The 17881-nt window shown below is 72.7% G+C and carries 14 protein-coding genes and 4 pseudogenes; 13 read left to right on the forward strand and 5 right to left on the reverse strand.

Annotated features, from left to right (window positions below; translation table 11 throughout):
• Window positions 1-70: 70 nt before the first annotated feature.
• The 3 genes from MMR14E_RS14175 to MMR14E_RS14185 form a co-directional block, all read right to left on the reverse strand.
• On the reverse strand, window positions 71-736 hold the full coding sequence (locus tag MMR14E_RS14175) for an HAD family hydrolase (RefSeq protein ID WP_331315140.1): 666 nt from the start codon (window positions 734-736) through the stop codon (window positions 71-73).
• A gap of 153 nt (window positions 737-889) precedes the next feature.
• On the reverse strand, window positions 890-1333 hold the full coding sequence (locus MMR14E_RS14180; protein WP_331315142.1) for a DUF2934 domain-containing protein: 444 nt from the start codon (window positions 1331-1333) through the stop codon (window positions 890-892).
• Window positions 1334-1438: 105 nt separating this feature from the next.
• Window positions 1439-1882, reverse strand: coding sequence for an atp-dependent helicase (locus MMR14E_RS14185; RefSeq protein ID WP_331315143.1), 444 nt, complete (start codon window positions 1880-1882; stop codon window positions 1439-1441).
• 183 nt (window positions 1883-2065) lie between these two features.
• Here MMR14E_RS14185 and MMR14E_RS14190 point away from each other — a divergent pair, with 183 nt between their 5' ends.
• The 11 genes and pseudogenes from MMR14E_RS14190 (at window position 2066) to MMR14E_RS14240 (ending at window position 12920) form a co-directional block, all read left to right on the forward strand.
• Window positions 2066-2632 (forward strand): NifU family protein, encoded by a 567-nt coding sequence (locus tag MMR14E_RS14190; protein WP_331315144.1) that lies wholly within the window; start codon window positions 2066-2068, stop codon window positions 2630-2632.
• Window positions 2633-2928: 296 nt separating this feature from the next.
• Window positions 2929-3589, forward strand: a pseudogene (gene tsaB, locus MMR14E_RS14195) (tRNA (adenosine(37)-N6)-threonylcarbamoyltransferase complex dimerization subunit type 1 TsaB).
• Complete coding sequence (locus MMR14E_RS14200; RefSeq protein ID WP_012317649.1) at window positions 3586-4101, forward strand: GNAT family N-acetyltransferase; 516 nt, start codon at window positions 3586-3588, stop codon at window positions 4099-4101. Before tsaB ends, MMR14E_RS14200 begins: the two are co-directional and overlap by 4 nt.
• Window positions 4102-4105: 4 nt before the next feature.
• Window positions 4106-4879, forward strand: coding sequence for a lysophospholipid acyltransferase family protein (locus MMR14E_RS14205; RefSeq protein ID WP_331315147.1), 774 nt, complete (start codon window positions 4106-4108; stop codon window positions 4877-4879).
• 283 nt (window positions 4880-5162) lie between these two features.
• The gene (locus MMR14E_RS14210) at window positions 5163-6899 is read left to right on the forward strand and encodes an L-lactate permease (protein WP_331315149.1); all 1737 of its coding nucleotides are present in this window, start codon (window positions 5163-5165) and stop codon (window positions 6897-6899) included.
• A 171-nt stretch (window positions 6900-7070) separates the two neighbouring features.
• Complete coding sequence (miaB, locus tag MMR14E_RS14215) at window positions 7071-8408, forward strand: tRNA (N6-isopentenyl adenosine(37)-C2)-methylthiotransferase MiaB (RefSeq protein ID WP_331315150.1); 1338 nt, start codon at window positions 7071-7073, stop codon at window positions 8406-8408.
• Between the two features lie 312 nt (window positions 8409-8720).
• A pseudogene (locus MMR14E_RS14220) lies at window positions 8721-9620 on the forward strand (PhoH family protein); the annotation flags it as partial.
• A 2-nt stretch (window positions 9621-9622) separates the two neighbouring features.
• Complete coding sequence (ybeY, locus tag MMR14E_RS14225; protein WP_331315261.1) at window positions 9623-10102, forward strand: rRNA maturation RNase YbeY; 480 nt, start codon at window positions 9623-9625, stop codon at window positions 10100-10102.
• A gap of 36 nt (window positions 10103-10138) precedes the next feature.
• A pseudogene (locus tag MMR14E_RS14230) lies at window positions 10139-10573 on the forward strand (CBS domain-containing protein); the annotation flags it as partial.
• 116 nt (window positions 10574-10689) lie between these two features.
• Window positions 10690-11703 (forward strand): annotated as a pseudogene (gene lnt / locus MMR14E_RS14235) (apolipoprotein N-acyltransferase); the annotation flags it as partial.
• Window positions 11700-12920: an MFS transporter gene (locus MMR14E_RS14240; RefSeq protein ID WP_331315152.1), complete on the forward strand. Its 1221-nt coding sequence runs from the start codon at window positions 11700-11702 to the stop codon at window positions 12918-12920. The pseudogene lnt and the gene MMR14E_RS14240, both read left to right, overlap by 4 nt.
• Here the strand turns inward: MMR14E_RS14240 and MMR14E_RS14245 are convergent.
• Together MMR14E_RS14245 and MMR14E_RS14250 are read right to left on the reverse strand one after the other, a co-directional pair.
• Window positions 12872-13348, reverse strand: coding sequence for a cupin domain-containing protein (locus MMR14E_RS14245; RefSeq protein ID WP_331315154.1), 477 nt, complete (start codon window positions 13346-13348; stop codon window positions 12872-12874). The two genes, MMR14E_RS14240 and MMR14E_RS14245, sit on opposite strands and share 49 nt — an antisense overlap.
• An 85-nt stretch (window positions 13349-13433) precedes the next feature.
• Window positions 13434-15023, reverse strand: coding sequence for a catalase (locus MMR14E_RS14250; RefSeq protein ID WP_331315156.1), 1590 nt, complete (start codon window positions 15021-15023; stop codon window positions 13434-13436).
• A 136-nt stretch (window positions 15024-15159) separates the two neighbouring features.
• Between MMR14E_RS14250 and MMR14E_RS14255 the strand changes: the two genes are divergently transcribed.
• Both MMR14E_RS14255 and MMR14E_RS14260 read left to right on the forward strand, forming a co-directional pair.
• Window positions 15160-16095, forward strand: a complete 936-nt coding sequence (locus tag MMR14E_RS14255) for a LysR substrate-binding domain-containing protein (RefSeq protein ID WP_331315158.1) — start codon at window positions 15160-15162, stop codon at window positions 16093-16095.
• A 90-nt stretch (window positions 16096-16185) separates the two neighbouring features.
• Window positions 16186-17700 (forward strand): argininosuccinate lyase, encoded by a 1515-nt coding sequence (locus MMR14E_RS14260; protein WP_331315160.1) that lies wholly within the window; start codon window positions 16186-16188, stop codon window positions 17698-17700.
• Window positions 17701-17881: the final 181 nt, after the last annotated feature.

Below are 17881 nucleotides of genomic sequence, written 5' to 3' on the forward strand. Positions count from 1 at the left end.
GGCCACAGCGTGGCGGGTAAAGTGTGGACGGCATCGGGCCGGTCGCGGAATCCGCTTGCCGGTCGGCCGCTCAACGGTCCGCCAGCGGCGACTGCGAGAATCGGTCGAGCAGATCCTGCGGGTCCCGGAAGATCGCCACGCAGCCGGCGGCCCTCAGATCCGCTTCCGGGAAGCCGCCGCACAGGAGGCCGACGGTGCGCAGGCCCGCCTTGGCGGCGGCCTCGGCGTCGTAAGGGGTGTCGCCGACGACGATGATCGCGTCGGGCGGTACGCCGTCGAGCTTCTGCAGGGCGGCCTCGAAGATGTCGGGATGCGGCTTGGACCGGTCCGCGTCGTCCGAGCTGGTGGCGACGTCGACGAGGTCGCCGATCCCGAGGATCTCGGTGTAGTGCTCGACCTCGGACCGCTTTCCGGATGAGGCGAGCGCGATCTTCAGGCCGGCGGAGCGGATGTGCTCGAACAGCGGCCGGACACCGGAGAATGGCCGGACGTCCGGGAGGTAGCGCCGCTTGAACAGGTCCGAGCGGTAGGCCTCGATCGTCTCGCCCTCCCGCGCGACCCGCTCCTCCGACAGGAAGACCGGCATCAGCTCGTCGCCGCCCTTGCCGATCTGCCGGCGGACCTCGGCGAAGTCGGTCCGCACGCCGAACTGCGCGAAGGCCTCCACCCAGGCACGGGCATGCAAGTCGACGCTGTCGAGCAGAGTCCCGTCGATGTCGAAGATCACCGCGCGCATCGCAGCCCCGTCGCGGAGCCAGGCGCCCGCATCAGGCCGGACAACCTGCCGGCGCCCGGCCTGTTCCGCTCCGGTCCCTTGAACGACGGAAGCCCGCCCCTGCGCGAGGGGCGGGCTTCGGGAAAGTCAGCGGTGGCGCCGGGGCGCCGGCCGTCAGTGCATGGAGGCCGGCGTCCGGGCCGGCTTCGCCTTGGCGGCGAGGCCGGCGGTCACCGCCGCCTTGGAGGCGCGGGCCGGCTTCGGGGCCGCCGGCTTCGCGGCGGCCTTCACGATGGCGGCCTTCACGGTGGCGGGCTTGTCGGCCGCAGTCTTGTCGGCCGCCGGCTTGGCGGCGGCGGCCTTCGGCGCGGCGGGCTTGGCAGCCGCCTTGGCGGTGGGCTTGGCAGCCGCCTTGGTCGCCGTCTTGGCAGCAATCTCGGCCGGCGCGGCTTTCGCGGCGGACTCGACCGTCTCGGACGCTGCGGCAGCGAGCAGCGCGTTGGCGTGCAGCTCGGCCTCGGCACGGAGCCAGTGGGCGGCAGCGTGCCCGTGGATCCGGCCCTCGCTCTCCCAGATGTAGTAGGCGCACTCGCGCACGTGGTGCTCGCTGATCAGCATGCGGTCGATCTCCTGTCCGTCCCGGGACGACGATGGGAGAGCCGGGTTAAGCGTCGGTTAACCCTGCCGCCGGCGACCGGTGGCGAGCGCGCGCGTCCGGGCGGCCTACTCGGCGATCCCCAGAACCCGCCGCGCCTCGGTTAGGAGCACCGCGTGGCGGGCCGCGCCCGGCCCCTGATCCGGCGCCTCGCGGCCGGCCCGGGCGATCATCTCCTGGAACCGGCGCCGGTCGAGGGCCCGGTGCCCGATACTGGCGAGAACCGCGCCGAGGACGGCCCGGACCGCCTCCGTGCGCTCGTCGGCCATCGCCACGGCCTCGGCCGCGGCCGCGCTCACCCGGGTATCCGCCTCGGCGACGGCCTGCGCCTCCGCGAGCGCCGCGGCGAGGCGCTGACCCTCCTGCCAGGCCTGGTCGTGCTGGTGCGTGCGCAGCGCGAGCAGGACCTTGAGGGAGGCCGCCTCCGCCCGCGCCGCGTCCAGCTTGGCTTGGGCCTCGCGAAGATCCTTAAGCAACTCCTGCGCGAGGGTCTGGTCCGCGGTCACGTCCACTGCCGGCTCCTCTGGCGTTTGATGGCGCCCGTCCTGTCGCGCCGCCGCCCGAATGTCCACTCTCGCGGGCCGGCGACACCGGGCGACAGGTTGAGAAAATCCGCTTGCCGGTCCACATGGAAGGCGGCGCCCCGGGCGCCTGTCCCGGCCGGCCTTGAACCGGCGCAGCGGAGTATCGCCACCATGTTCATCCAGACCGAAGCCACGCCGAACCCGGCCACCCTGAAGTTCCTGCCCGGCCGCGTCGTGCTGGCGGAATCGACCTTCGAGGCGCGGGACGCCGAGGCGGCCGCCCGGTCGCCCCTGGCCGCGGCTCTGTTCACCGTCCCGGGCGTGGCGGGCGTCTATTTCGGCCACGACTTCATCTCGGTGACCAAGGCCGAGGACGGCTCGGACTGGGCGCAGGTCAAGCCGGCGGTGCTCGGCGCGATCATGGAGCACTTCCAGTCCGGCGCGCCCGTGATGGCCGAGGGCGGCCAGGGCGAGATCGAGCCGGGCGACGAGTTCTACGACGAGGCGGACCACGACACCGTCGTCACCATCAAGGACCTGCTCGAGACCCGGGTTCGCCCGGCGGTGGCGGGCGACGGCGGCGACATCACCTTCCGAGGGTATAAGGAAGGGGTGGTCTACTTGGAGATGAAGGGAGCCTGCTCCGGCTGCCCGTCCTCCACGGCGACCCTCCGGCACGGCGTGCAGAACCTGTTCCGGCACTTCCTGCCGGAGATCCGCGAGGTTCAGGCGATCTGAGGGACCGGATCCGCGCGGCGGCGTGAGGGGCCATGCCGCGCGGTATGGCCCCGCCAAATCGCCGCGCGCCCCGCGGGGGCAAGGTCCCGCCGAGGCGCTCGTGGCCGGTGCGGTGGCCCGGCGATCGGGGACGGTCGCGCACCGGCGCAGGCCGGCAACACTCCACCGGTGATCCGCTCGGTGACGGTGCCCCGCCGCTGACGAGGCGTCGGTTTTGCTCTAACGCTGGAGACTCTTCGCGCCCTTCGCGGCGCAGGGGGGCAACGGCCGGTTCGGACCGGCTTGTGGGAGTGAGCGTGCGTATCCTGGCCATCGACACAGCGCTGGACACCTGCGCCGCCTGCGTCATGGCGGAGGAATCCGAGGCGCCCCTCGCCGCCGAGGCGCTGCCCATGGCGCGCGGCCACGCGGAATCCCTGCTGCCGCTGATCGAGCGGGTGATCGCCCGGGTCGAGGGCGGATTTGAGGCGATCGACCGGGTCGCCGTGACGGTCGGGCCGGGCAGCTATACCGGGTTGCGGGTCGGCCTGTCGGCGGCCCGCGCCATCGGCCTGTCGACCGGCAAGCCGGTCGTCGGCGTCGGCACCCTCTCGGCCCTCCTCGCGCCGCTCCTGGCCGAGACCGTCGAGGGCACGATCGCCGCGGTGATCGACGCCCGCCACGGTGCCGTCTACGTGCAGGCTCTGGGACCGGGTGACGGCCTCGCCCCCGCGCATCTCGCCGTCGAGGCGGCGGCCGAGCAGCTGGGCGCCGGCCCGGTGGTGCTGACCGGCTCCGGGGCGCCGATGCTGGCCGCCNACGATCTCCTGGCCCATGCGGAGCCGGGACCCGCGTCTCGGCGCGGCCGTGGCCTCCCTCGGTCTCGTCGCCGACCCGGCGCAGGCGCTGGCCCGGCCCCTCTACCTGCGCGGGCCGGATGCGCGGCCGCAGGACCACGCGCGGATCGCACGTCGATGACGCGGCCGCTGCCCTTCTGGCCCTTCGACTGGTGGTTCGCGTGGTGGGACGCGCTCACCCCCGAGCCCTACGTCGCCCCGCTCCGCGACGCCGCCCAGGCCCCGGCCCTCGCCCGTCTCCACGCCACCGCCTTCGCGCGGCCCTGGGACGCGCACGAGTTCGAGCGCATGCTCTGCGAGCGCTCGACCCACGCGCACGCCCTCTGGCGCGCGGGTGTGCTTCAGGGTTTCGTGCTCTCGCGCCGGGCCGCCGACGAGGCCGAGATCCTGACGGTCGTGCTGTCCCCGGCGCTGCGCGGCGGCGGCCACAGCCGCAAGCTGCTCCGCGAGCACCTCGCGAGCCTCGCCCTCGACGGCGTCGCCCGGGTGCATCTGGAGGTCGACGAGGGCAACGCCCCCGCCCTGCGGCTCTACGCCCGCCACGGCTTCCGGCAGGTGGGGTCGCGCACCGGCTACTATCTCAAGGCCGACGGCAGCCGGGCGACCGCGCTGACGATGAGCGCCGACCTGTGACGCCGTGAGCCGCCTCGGCATCGCCTGGCGGGTCGCGGCCCTCGCCCTCGCCTTCGCGGTGCTGGGACCGCCTCACTGGATCGCCCTGCGGCTCCTGGGCCGCCGCGCCACCCTGGCGCCGATCCTGTTCCACCGCGTCTTCCTGCGCCTGTTCGGGGTGCGGGTCACGCAGAGCGGGACGCCCCCGGCCTCCGGCGAGGCCGCGCTGGTGCTCGCCAACCACGTCTCGTGGCTCGACATCATCGCGGTGGGCTCGCTGCGGCCGCTCTCCTTCGTGGCGAAGTCCGAGATCGCCGGGTGGCCGCTGATCGGCACCCTCGCCGGGCTGCAGCGGACGATCTACATCGACCGGCAGCGGCGCGGCGCGACCGCCACCGTCAGCACCGCCATGGGCCACCGCCTCGCCGAGGGGGAGCTGGTCGTCCTGTTCGCCGAGGGGACCACCGGCGACGGCACACGGCTCCTGCCGTTCCGCTCGTCCCTCGTGGGCGCGGCCCGCGCGGCGCTGCAGGCCGAGGCCGGCCGCGGCCGGGTGCGCCTCCAGCCGCTCGCCATCGCCTATCCGAGGCGCAACGGCCTGCCGGTGACGCGGGCCGAGCGCACCGAGATCGCGTGGTACGGCGACATGGAGCTGGTGCCGCACCTCGCGGCCTTCGTGCAGGGCGGCCCCATCGACGTGCACGTNGCCGGCACCCGCGCCGGGACCGTGCCGGCACCGGACGCCCGGCCGGCGGCCCCGGGGATCGGTCTTCAGGGACCGGAGATCGCCCCGGTCTGAACGGCCGGGGCGGCGGCGGCCGCGCTCCGCGCCCGTCGCGAGGACTGAGATCCTGGCCCGGCGCGGAGACCGGTCTCGGGCCATGAATGTATGCCTGCGCCGGACGGGTCAGATCCGCACACCGCCGGGAGAACGCTGTCGCACCGGGTCAATCCGGCGATCCGCGCAAGAGTAATGTGTAGAACTCACCGCCAGAATACATGATGCAACGCATTGAGCGGTCGGAACGCCTCTGCTAGCTAGGCCGCAACCCGGAACAGACGGGACTTGTGGAGGACGCCGCGTGCAAACCTGGAACCAGGTTTACGATCCGTTCGGGAGCCCGTGGCTCTCGACGCTCGCCGCTTCAGTGCCGGTCATCGCACTGCTCGCCATGATCGCCAGCGGGCGCGTGAAGGCCCATATCGCGGCCGTCATCGCCCTCGGCCTCGCCATGCTGGTGGCCATCGTCGGCTTCGGCATGCCGACCGACCTCGCCACCCGCGCCGCCATCCTCGGGATGGTCACGGGCTTCTTCCCGATCGGCTGGATCATCCTCAACGTCATCTTCCTCTACCGGCTCACCGTGGAGAAGGGCTGGTTCGCGATCCTGCAGCAATCGGTGGCCGGCATCACCGCGGATCGCCGACTCCAGCTGCTCCTGGTGGCCTTCGCGTTCGGCGCCTTCTTCGAGGGCGCGGGCGGGTTCGGCACCCCGGTCGCCGTCACGGGCGCGATCCTGATCGGCCTGGGCTTCTCGCCGCTCGCCGCCTCGGGCCTGTCGCTCATCGCCAACACCGCCCCGGTGGCCTTCGGGGCGCTCGGCGCGCCGATTCAGGGGCTGGCGTCGGTGACCGGCTACCCGCCCGAGATCCTCGGCGCGATGATCGGCCGGCAGCTGCCCCTGTTCTCGCTGATCGTGCCGTTCTGGCTGATCTGGGTGTTCGCCGGCTTCCGCGGCATGATCCGGGTGTGGCCGCCGATCCTGGTCTGCGGCGCCTCCTTCGCGGTCGCGCAGTTCCTGATCTCGAACTACGTGAATCCGTGGATCGTCGATATCGGCGCCTCGCTCGTCTCGATGCTGGCCCTCGTGCTGTTCCTCAAGGTCTGGCAGCCCCGGGAGATCTGGTCCTCGCCGGCCCTGCGCGGCCACGATCCGTCGCTCGCCGTCGCCGGTCCGCGGCCCGTGGCGCTCGGTGCCGGCGTGCCCGGCACGCCCCCCGTCCATGTCGGCGCCCGCACCGCCTCGCAGGGCGAGATCCTGATGGCCTGGGTCCCGTGGATCGTCCTCTCGGTGATCGTGGCGATCTGGGGAACCGGCTGGTTCAAGGGCATCGTCAACCCGCTCTTCACGTGGAAGTACGAGGTGCCGGGCCTGCACAACGTGATCATGAAGGTGCCGCCGGTCGTGGCCAAGCCCAGCCCCGAGGGCGCGGTCTTCCTGTTCACCTACATGTCCTACACGGGCACCGGCGTGCTGATCGCCGCGATCATCTCCGGCCTGATCATGCGGTTCTCGCCGCTGCGCCTCGTGACGGCCTACTTCGAGACCATCTGGGCCCTGCGCTACTCGCTGATCACCATCTCGGCGATGCTCGCGCTCGGCGTCCTCACCCGCTACGCGGGCGTCGACGCCACCCTCGGCCTCGCCTTCGCCGGCACAGGCATCCTCTACCCGTTCTTCGGGACGCTGCTCGGCTGGCTGGGCGTCGCGCTCACGGGCTCGGACACGGCCTCGAACGTGCTGTTCGGGGGCCTGCAGCGGATCACCTCCGAGCAGCTCGGCCTCTCGGGCGTGCTGATGGCGGCGGCGAACTCGTCGGGCGGCGTGATGGGCAAGATGATCGACGCCCAGTCGATCGTCGTCGCCTCGACGGCCACCGGCTATTTCGGCCAGGAGGGCAAGATCCTGCGGTTCGTGTTCTGGCACTCGATCGCGCTGGCCTGCCTCGTCGGCCTGTTCGTCATGCTGCAGGCCTACGTGCCGTTCTTCCAGCACATGGTGATCGACCTGCCCGCCGCGGCCCCCGCGGCCCACTGAGACGGCCCGGGGAGTCTCCCCCCGGGAGCCATGCGCCGGCCGCCCACGGGCGGCCGGTCGCGTCTCGGGGGAGCCGCGACGGCCCGCGCGAAGCGTGCTACAGGCCACCGGCCGGCCCCGTCCCCGCGGGCCCGGCGCGGAGTTGGGCGGATCGGTTCGGGACGGCGCGCGTTGAAGAAGGCCTACGTCAAATCCTACGGTTGCCAGATGAACGCCTACGACGCGGCCCGCATGGCCGACGTCCTCGGCGCTGAGGGCTACACGGCGACCGACACGGTCGAGGACGCGGACGTCGTCGTCCTCAACACCTGCCACATCCGCGAGAAGGCCGCCGAGAAGGTCTATTCCGAGCTCGGCCGCCTGCGCGTGCTCAAGGGCGAGCGGAAAGCGCAGGGCCTCGACACGCGCATCGTGGTGGCCGGCTGCGTCGCCCAGGCCGAGGGCGCCGAGATCCAGGCGCGCCAGCCCGCCGTCGACGTGGTGGTCGGCCCCCAGAGCTACCACCGCCTGCCGGACCTGCTAGCCCGCTCCCGCGAGCGCCGCGTCGTCGACACCGAGTTCCCGGTCGAGGACAAGTTCGACCACCTGCCCCGCCGGCGGACCCTCGGGGCGTCGGCCTTCCTGACCGTGCAGGAGGGCTGCGACAAGTTCTGCGCCTTCTGCGTGGTCCCCTACACGCGGGGCGCGGAGGTCTCGCGCTCCGTGGCGGCGGTGCTCGCCGAGGCCGAGAAGCTCGCCGACGGGGGCGTCCGCGAGGTGACGCTCATCGGCCAGAACGTCAACGCCTACCACGGCGACGGCCCCGACGGCGCGCCCGCGGGCCTCGCGGAGCTGGTGCGCGCGGTGGCGAAGATCCCCGGCATCGCGCGGATCCGCTACACGACGAGCCACCCGAACGATTTCGACGACGCCCTGATCCGGGCCCACGCCGAGGTGCCGGCGCTGATGCCCTACCTGCACCTGCCGGTGCAGTCGGGCTCCGACCGCATCCTCGCCGCGATGAACCGCAGGCACACCGGCGACCAGTACCGCCGGCTGATCGACCGGATCCGGGCCGCCCGGCCCGACATCGCACTCTCGTCCGACTTCATCGTCGGCTTCCCCGGCGAGACCGACGCGGACTTCGCCGAGACCCTGCGGCTCGTGCGCGACGTCGGGTTCGAGAGCGCGTTCTCGTTCAAGTACAGCACGCGCCCCGGCACGCCGGCCGCCGACCGCACCGATCAGGTGCCGGAGGCCGTGATGGCGGCCCGGCTCGCCGAACTGCAGGCGCTCCTCGACAGCCAGCGCCACGCCTACCAGCGGGCGGCCGCGGGACGGGTCTTCGACGTGCTGGTGGAGAAGCCCGGGCGGCATCCCGGCCAGGTCGCGGGCAAGACGCCGCACCTGCTGGCCGTCCAGTTCGACGCCGCGCCACACCATATCGGGCAGGTCGTGCCGGTGCGGATCACCGAGGCGGGGTCCAACAGCCTGTTCGGGGAACTGGTGTCCGAGGCTGCGGCGGCGTGAGGAGCGGAGCGGTCGGGATGATGGCGAGGATGGCGGCTTGAGCGCGTCGGACGGTGCGGGCGCGCGCGGCGCGCTCCGGNAAGGAGATCGACGCGGCCGTGCTCTGGGGACCCGCCGCGGGCTGGCTCGCCAAGCAGTCCGGGACGCCGATGAGCGTCGTGCCGCTGCTGAAGGAGCCGGAGCGGCCGCCGATGGCGTACCGGATCGCCATGGGTGTCCGGCTCGGCGAGAATGACTGGAAGCGGTCGCTGAACACGATCCTGCGCAAGCGCAAGGCCGACATCGACAAGGTCCTGCGCGAGTACGACGTGCCTCGTCATCAAGGGGCCGGCCGACGCCGCCGAGACGGCGCGGCGGGTCTTCCAGAAGCTCTACGCCCGGGTCCGGACCGGCGGCAGCACCCTGACCCTCGGCGACGTGGACGGCGCCATCCGCGAGGCCACCGCGCAGGCGACCCTGTTCCCGGCCGAGGTCATCGCGGCCGAGGCCGACAAGCCGCATTTCGAGCAGATCGCCACCCGCAAGCGCGGGGCCGTGCGGGCGCGCAACCCCGCGCAGGACGCCTACATCAAGCTTCTGCGCACCAACGAGCTGGTCTTCGCCGAGGGCCCGGCCGGGACCGGCAAGACCTGGCTCGCGGTCGGCCACGCCGTGTCGCTCCTGGAGCAGGGCCATGCCGAGCGCCTGATCCTGTCGCGGCCCGCGGTCGAGGCCGGCGAGCGCCTGGGCTTCCTGCCGGGCGACATGCGCGAGAAGGTCGACCCGTACCTGCGGCCGATCTACGACGCCCTCTACGACTTCATGGAGGCCCGCCACGTCGACCGCGGCCTCCAGACCGGCCAGATCGAGATCGCGCCGCTCGCCTTCATGCGCGGCCGGACCCTCACCAACGCGGTGGTGCTGCTCGACGAGGCGCAGAACACCACCTCCATGCAGATGAAGATGTTCCTCACCCGCCTGGGCGAGGGCTCGCGCATGATCGTCACCGGCGATCCGAGCCAGATCGATCTGCCGCCGGGCCAGAAGTCCGGGCTCGTGGAAGCGGTCAGCGTGCTGGAGGGCGTCGAGGGGATCGGGCACGTGCGGTTCAAGGACGTCGACGTGGTCCGCCACGACCTCGTCCGCCGGATCGTGACCGCCTACGAGAGTGCCGCCCACGGCAGCGCGGAGGGCGACCGCAACCCGAATCCCCGCCGCCGGCCGCTGGCGTGACCGTGCCCCACGAGATCGACCTCGCCGTCGAGGACGCGCGCTGGGAGGCGGCGGTTCCGGACCTCGAAGCCCTCGTCACCCGCGCCATCGAGGCCGGGCTCGCCGTCGCCCCCGAGAGTCCGGACGGCCCCGTCGAGGTCAGCGTCCTTTTGACGGACGATGCCGCCGTCCAGGAGCTCAACCGGACCTGGCGCGGCAAGGACAAGCCGACCAACGTCCTGTCCTTCCCGGCGGCCCCGCAGCCGCGGCATGCCGGGACCGCCGCCCCCCTCGGCGACGTGGTCCTTGCGTACGAGACCCTGGTGCGCGAGAGTGCGGAGCAGTCGAAGCCGCTCCAGAATCACCTCGCCCACCTCCTCGTCCATGGCACCCTGCATTGTCTCGGTCAGGACCACGAGATCGGCGAGGCCGAGGCCGATGCCATGGAAGCCCTCGAGGTCGCGGCGCTCGCGACCCTCGGCATCCCGGATCCCTATGCCTGAGCGCGCGACGTCCGAGCGACCCCAGACCCGAGAGACATGAGCAACGATCGAAGTCGCGGCGCGGCCCTGGCCGCGCCCAGTTCCACCGAGGGCGACTCCCAGCACCGGGAGCCCTGGTACGACCGCCTGCTCCAGGCGCTCCATCTCAAGCCGCGCGATTCCCTGCGCGAGGGTCTTGAGGAGGCGCTGGCGGAGCCGGATGCCGGCGAGAGCGGCCTTACCCCGCTCGAGCGCGTCATGCTCAAGAACGTCCTCGGCCTGCACAAGGTGCGCGTCGACGACGTGATGGTCCCCCGGGCCGACATCGTCGCCGTCTCGAACGACACCAGCCTCGGCGAGTTGCTCAAGCTGTTCCGCACGGCCGGCCATTCCCGGCTGCCGGTCTACGGCGAGACCCTCGACGATCCCCGCGGCATGGTCCACATCCGCGATCTCGTCGACCACATCGCCGCCAAGGCCGAGCCGGCCCAGATTGGTGGCGAGGTCGGTGAGGCGCGCCAGCATCGCGTCGTGGTCGTCGCTCGCGAGGGCGACGTCGCGGTAGACCGTCGCGAGGGCATTCAGGAGCCGCTCGCCGGTCTCGGCCGCCAGGNGCGAACCCGCGCGCCCGGTTCGGGCCGAGCGCGGCCGCCGCCATCGTGCTCGCCGGCCTGGCGCTGTACGGGGCCGAGCGGCTCGGGCCGCCCGACCCGGTGGTGGCCGGTGTCCGGCTGCGGCTCGTCCAGCCCAACCTGCCGCAGGACGCCAAGTTCAGGCCGGAGAACCGGGCCGACATCGTCGACCGCTACATCGAGCTGAGCCAGCGCCCGACGGAGGCCGGCGCGCCGGAGCCGACCCACATCGTCTGGCCGGAATCCGCCTTCCCGTTCCTGATCCAGCGCGATCCCGACGCCCTCGCCAAGGTGGCGGCCGGCCTCAAGCCCGGGCAGCACCTGATCACCGGGGCGGCCCGGGCCGAGGAGCCGCTGCCGGGCGAGCGCCTGCGCTTCTACAACGCCGTCCTGGTGATCGGCCCGGACGGCCGGATCTCCGACAGCTACGACAAGGTCCACCTCGTCCCGTTCGGGGAATACCTCCCCGCTCCCCTCGACGCCGCGCTGCGGGCCGTGGGCTTGCGCCAGTTCGTGGCGATCCCCGGCGGATTCTCGGCCGGAACGCTCGCGGCGCAGCGCATCCTGACGGTGCCGGGCCTGCCGCCGGTCGCCGCGACCATCTGCTACGAGGCGATCTTCCCCGGCGCGATCCTGCCCGCGGGCCGCGCCGCCCCGGCGCCGCGGCCGCCGGGACTGATCCTGAACGTGACCAACGACGCGTGGTTCGGCGACACGCCGGGGCCGCGCCAGCACCTCGCGCAGGCGCGCCTGCGCGCCGTCGAGGAGGGGCTGCCGCTCGTGCGCGACGCCAATACCGGGATCTCCGCGGTGATCGACCCGCACGGCCGCGTCGTCGCCCGCACGGCGCTCGATACCGAGACCTGGCTCGACGCGGACCTGCCCGCCCGCATCGTCGGCGGCACGCTCTACGGCCAGTTCGGCGACGCCGCCTTCGCGCTGATGCTGGCGGCCTGCCTCGGCGGGGCCGTGATCGCGCGGCGGCCGTGAGTTCGGACAGGGCGACCGCGAACCGGTTCCTGCTCGGCCTCGCGCTGATGCTGGTCGCGTTCAACCTGCGCCCGGCGCTCAGCACGGTCGGCCCCCTGCTGGCGACGATCCGGGACGGCACGGGTCTCGGTGCCGGCGGTGCCGCCATCCTCACGACGCTGCCGGTCCTGTGCCTCGGCATCGCCTGCGCGCTGGCCGCGCCGCTCATCCGCCGGATCGGGCCCGACCTCGCGGTGCTCGCCGGCTCGACGATCCTCGTCGCCGGCCTGACGCTCCGCGGTCTCGGCGGCCTCGTGCCGCTCTTCGCCGGGACGGCGCTGGCGGCCATCGGGATCGGCCTCGACAACGTCCTGCTGCCGGCGCTGGTGAAGCGCGATTTCGCCGGCAACGGCGGCCTGATGACCGGTCTCTACACGATGACCCTGTGCCTCGGCGCGGCCGCGGGCGCCGGGGCGTCGGTGCCGGTGGAGCACGCCCTCGGCGGCGGCTGGCCCTCCGCCCTCGCGATCTGGTCGCTGCCCGCGCTCGTGGCGGCCTTCGTATGGATCCCGTTCGCCCGCCGGGCCGCCTCGACCGCCGCGCCCTCCGCCGGGCGGCTGCTGCGGAACCCGCTGGCGTGGTGGGTGACGGGCTTCATGGGTCTGCAATCCTCGCTCGCCTACATCCTGTTCGGCTGGCTGCCGCTCCTGTTGCAGGGCCGCGGGCTGACGCCCCTGAATGCCGGGCTCTACGCCTCGCTGGCGACGCTGGTGCAGGCGCCGGGCGCGCTGCTGGTCGCCATGCTGGCGGCCCGCGCCCGCGACCAGCGCGCCTGGATCGTCGTGATTCCCGGCCTGACCGCCGCCGCCTTCGTGGTCCTCGCCTTCGGGGCGGAGTCCCTGCGGATCCCCGCCGCCTGCGCGCTGGGCTTCGGGATCGGCGGCTGCTTCGGGCTGGGCCTGACGCTGATCGTGCTGCGCGCCGCGGACGCGGCGAGCGCCGCAGGCCTCTCGGCCATGGCGCAGGGCATCGGCTACACCTGCGCCGCGCTGGGACCGCTGGTCTTCGGCCTCGCCCACGAGGCCACCGGAGGATGGGCCGTGCCGGGCGCCCTGTTCGTCGGCATCACCGTCGCGGCGATCCTGATCGGGCTGGCCGCCGGACGTGACCTGAAGGTCAGCGCGGCCGATCAGCCGCCGACCGCGCTCCAGCCGGCGAACCCGGCCAGCGGTTCCTGATCGTAGCGGGCCATCAGGTCGATCATCGCGGCCGCGTCGCCGAGCCGGCCCTCCGCGGCGAGCCGGGCCAGACCCTCGAAGAATCCCTCGCGGCCGAGCGCCGGCGCGAAGCTCAGCGTGAAGCGCACCGGCCGGTCGCCGCGGTTGGCGAAGGCGTGCGCGACGCCGGGCGGGATCAGCGCGAAGTCGCCCGGTCCGAGATCGTGATCCGCTCCGTCGACGTGGAGCGCGAGTCGGCCCGCCTCGACCGAGAACGTCTCGGTCAGCCGGGCGTGGCGGTGCAGTCCCGCGCCCGGCGTCCGGGGATCCATCGCGACCCGGTAGATGCCGAGGCCGTCGCCGGTCTCGTCGCTGCGCGCCAGATAGGAGATCCGCATGCCGCCGATGACGGCGTCCGGGCCGGGCCCGCGGTGCACGACACTCGCCATCGCCGCCTCCGTCCGTTCCGCAAACGAGAACCCCGCGCGGCCGGGTGACCGCGCGGGGCTGTGTCGTTGAGCGCGCGCGCGAGGCTTACTCGGCGGCGACCCGGTGCGCCTGCGAGCCGTCGGTCAGGGTCTCCGACTGCAGGCGCTTGCCCGGCGCGGCGCGGCCCGGCAGCGGCGGCAGAGCCTTGGCCTTCTCCAGGTCGATCCCGGCGCCCTCGGCGACGCGGCGGCCGTAATCCGCGTCGGCGTGCCAGAAGTGCCAGACCATCCGCAGCTGAATCGGCTCAGGGCACTGCTTCATGTCGGCCACGAGGTTGGCGATCAGGTCGTCGCGCTCCCAGTCCGCGAACGAGCGGTAGCGCACGCCGGCCTGGGTGTAGTCGTCCTCGGTCCGCGAGGTCTGGTAGCGGCCGAGATTGCCCTGGACCGGCTGGTGGTAGTCCTTCGCGGGCTTCGGCGCCTCGCGCAGGCCCTCGGCCAGGGTCGAGGGCTCGTAGTTGATGTGCTTGTTCGGGCCGGTGCCGTCGACCGCGTAGGCCATCTGGCCGTCGCGCTGGTTCGAGTAGACCTTCACGCCCGGCTGCGGCGCGTTGATCGGCAGCTGGAGGTAGTTGGCGCCGACGCGGTAGCGCTGCGTGTCCGAGTAGGACAGTGTCCGGCCCTGGAGCATCTTGTCGTCCGAGAAGTCGATGCCGTCGACCAGCACGCCGGTGCCGAAGGCCGACTGCTCGACTTCGGCGAAGAAGTTGTCCGGCACGCGGTCGAGCACCATCCGGCCGCAGGGCAGCAGCGGGAACTGATCGACCGGCCACAGCTTCGTGTCGTCCAGCGGGTCGAACGACAGGTGGTCGTTCGGGCCATCCGGCATGATCTGCACGGCGAACTCCCACTCGGGGAAATTGCCGGCCTTGATGTTGTCGTACAGGTCGCGGGTCGCGTGGCCGACATCCTTGGCCTGGATCTCGGAAGCCTGCTGCGAGGTCAGGTTCCGGACGCCCTGCTTGGGGATCCAGTGGAACTTGCAGAGCACCGCCTCGCCCTGGTCGTTGACCAGCTTGTAGGTGTTGACGCCCGAGCCCTCCATCTCGCGGTAATTCGCCGGGATGCCCCAGGGCGACTTCAGGTGCGTCACCATGTGGATCGACTCGGGGTGCTGGGCCACGAAGTCGAAGAAGCGCCACGCCTCCTGGCGGTTCGTCACCGGGTCCGGCTTGAACGCGTGGATCATGTCGGGGAACTTGATCGCGTCGCGGATGAAGAAGACCTTGAGGTTGTTGCCCACGAGGTCCCAGTTGCCGTCGACGGTCTTGAACTTGACCGCGAAGCCGCGCGGGTCGCGCTCGGTCTCCGGGCTCTCCTTGGCGCCGGCGACCGTCGAGAAGCGCACGAACATCGGCGTCTTCACGCCGGTCTCGTTCAGCACGCGGGCGCGGGTGTACTTGGAGGCCGGCTCGTCGCCGATCTTGCCGTAGGCCTCGAACCAGCCGTGGGCACCTGCGCCGCGGGCGTGGACGACGCGCTCCGGGATCCGCTCGCGGTCGAAATGCGTGATCTTCTCGATGAACTGGTAGTTCTCGAGCGTCGCGGGGCCGCGCTCACCGACGGTGCGGGTGCTCTGATTGTCGCGGACCGGATGGCCCTGGCGGGTCGTCAGGATCGGGCGTTGATCGCTCATGCGTACCGTCTCTCCGTTCTGCGAAGGCTCTCGGTGGACAGCGGGGTCAGCCTGGAACCGTTCTGGTGAGGGGTTATGACCGCGGCATGACCCCGAGGCAAATGCATCGTCACAAAGATTCTGATAGACGCAGCCTATGAACCTGGCCGGCCTGTCGCTCCGCGATCTCGAGTACGTCGTCGCCGTCGCCGACGAGGGGCATTTCGGCCGCGCCGCCGAGCGCTGCAACGTCAGCCAGCCGACGCTGAGCGTGCAGGTCCGCAAGCTGGAAACCGCGCTCGGGCTGACATTGTTCGAGCGGTCGAACCGGCGGATCCTGCTCACCGAGGCGGGGCAGGCCATCGTCCGGCAGGCGCGGGTCGTCCTTGCGGAGGCGCAGCGGCTCCTGGCGCTGGCCAGCGAGGGCCGCGGCTCACCGCTCACCGGGCGCCTCGTGCTGGCGGCGATCCAGACCCTCGGTCCCTACTTCTTCCCGCTGGTGCTGCGGCCCCTGCGCGAGCAGTACCCGCTCCTGATGCTCTCGCTGTCGGAATCGCGCACGGCCGACATCGTGGAGGGTCTGCGCGACGGCCGCATCGACGCGGCCCTGGTCTCGTTGCCCCTGCCGTCGCAGGGGCTCGCGATCTCGCCGCTGTTCGTCGAGCCGTTCTGGCTCGCCTGCCCGGCCGAGCACGCCCTCGCCCGGGGCGGCGCGCTCTCCGCCAACGAGATCGCGGGGCCGGACCTGCTGCTGCTCGACGAGGGCAATTGCCTGCGCGACCAGACGATCGCGGCCTGCGGCGCCGGCTCCTCGGTCGGCCGCCACGCCACCAGCCTGGAGACGCTCCGCTCCATGGTGGCGGCGGGCGCCGGCTACACGCTGCTCCCGGCCCTGGCGGTGCCGGCGAACCCCGATCCCAGCGGCCTGACGGTCACCCGCGCCTTCGACGTCGACGGTCCGGGCCGGACCATCGCGCTGGTCTGGCGGGCGAGCGACCCCCGGTCCGCCGGGCTCGCGAGTCTGGCCGCCTTCTTCCGCGCGCACGCGCCGACGGGCACGGCGGCCTGCCGCGACGGTGAGGCCGTCGCCTGAGCCGCTGCGGCCGCCCGCCTTGAGCGGTTGTGAATAGGAAGGCGGGCCGCAACGGGGCTATGAGGGCCGGTGACGACAGGGAGCGGCTCGATGCGGCGCACGATGGTCTGGGTCGCACTGGCGCTGCTGGTGCCCGCGGGGGCCCGCGCCGAGCCGAAGGACAGCTTCGCCCGGATCGACCAGATCAACCGCGCCTCCCTGGTGATGACGGTCGAGACCGGCATCGTGCCGCGGGCGCTGGGCGCGACCGTCGCCCGCGCCCTCGACCAGGTCGCCGCCGACGCCGCCAAGCCGGGTGCCGAGCGGCCGGACGACTACCTGCGGATCGAGCCGCTGATCACCGCCATCGCGGGGGCCGACGCCACCCGGATGCATTCCGGGCGCAGCCGCCAGGACATCATCCCGACGGTGCTGAAGCTCGAGCAGCGCGACCGCCTCCTGAACCTCGCCAAGGCGCTCGACGAGACCCGGGCGGCCCTGCTGGCGGTGGCCGAGCGCGAGGCCGACACGATCGTCCCGGCCTACACCAACGGGGTCCAGGCCCAGCCGACGACGCTCGGCCACGTCTACCTGGGCTACGAAGCCGCCCTCGCCCGCGACGCCGACCGCCTCCGCGAGACCTGGGCGCGGCTGAACCTGTCGCCCCTGGGCGCGGCCGCCCTGGGCACGTCGAGCTTCCCGGTGGATCGGAACCGGCTCGCAGCGCTGCTCGGCTTCGACGCGCCGGTGGAGAACAGCTACGATGCCGGCCAGCTCGCCCCGATGGACCTCGGGATCGAGCTGACCGGGCTCGCGGCGAATCTCGCGACCACGGCCGGCAGCTTCGCCCAGGACCTCTACGCGCAGTACCACCAGACCCGGCCCTGGATCCTGCTGCGGGAGGGCGCGCTGACCGGGCCGAGCAGCATCATGCCGCAGAAGCGCAACCCCGTCGCGCTCTACAGCCTGCGCATGAAGGCCAGCGACGTCGTGGGGGCCGCCCAGGCCTTCGTCATCATGGCGCACAACGTCGATTCCGGCATGCCGGACTACAAGCGCAACCAGGCCGAGCCGCCGGGGCGGACCCTGGCCGAGGCCGCCGAGATGTGCCGGCGCTGGACGCGCGTCCTCGACGGGCTGGTCGTGGACCGGGCGCGCGCCGCCGACGAGGTCGCGGCGGACTATTCCACCACCACCGAGCTCGCCGACACGCTCCAGCGCGAGGCCGACGTGCCGTTCCGGCTCGGCCACTACTTCGCGTCCGAGCTCGTGAGCTACGGCCGCAGCCACGACCTGCGCCCGGCCGACCTGCCCTTCCCGGAGGTGCGGCGCATCTACGCCGAGGCCGCGGCCGGGTCGGGGCTGAAGCCGGATCTGCCCCTCGACGAGACCCGCTTCCGGGCGGCGCTGTCGGCCCGCGGCATGATCGACGCCGCGAAGGGTCTCGGCGGCCCGCAGCCCGCCGAGGTCCGGCGGATGCTGGCCGCCGCGCAGGCCCGGCTGCGGACCGACCGCGCCTGGCTCGCCCGCTTCGCACGGGACCGCCCCCCCGCGATCCGGCCCGCAGCCAACCCGCTCAGGTTGCAATCGCGGCCGTGCCTCAGCCGAGCTGCGTCAGCAGCGTGAAAGCGCCGAACAGCAGGACCGCCCCCACCGAGGCGGCCAGCAGGATGAGCGCCCGGACGCGCCTCGACACCGCCTTCGCGGCCCTGACGCGCGAGCCCTGACTTCGGCGCGGGGGGGCCGTGCCGAAACTCTGCCGTGACAGGGCCAATATTGCGGTATAGCGCGCGCCTGACGCCTGCCG

The organism is Methylobacterium mesophilicum (assembly GCF_036441335.1).
GTDB lineage: Bacteria > Pseudomonadota > Alphaproteobacteria > Rhizobiales > Beijerinckiaceae > Methylobacterium > Methylobacterium mesophilicum_B.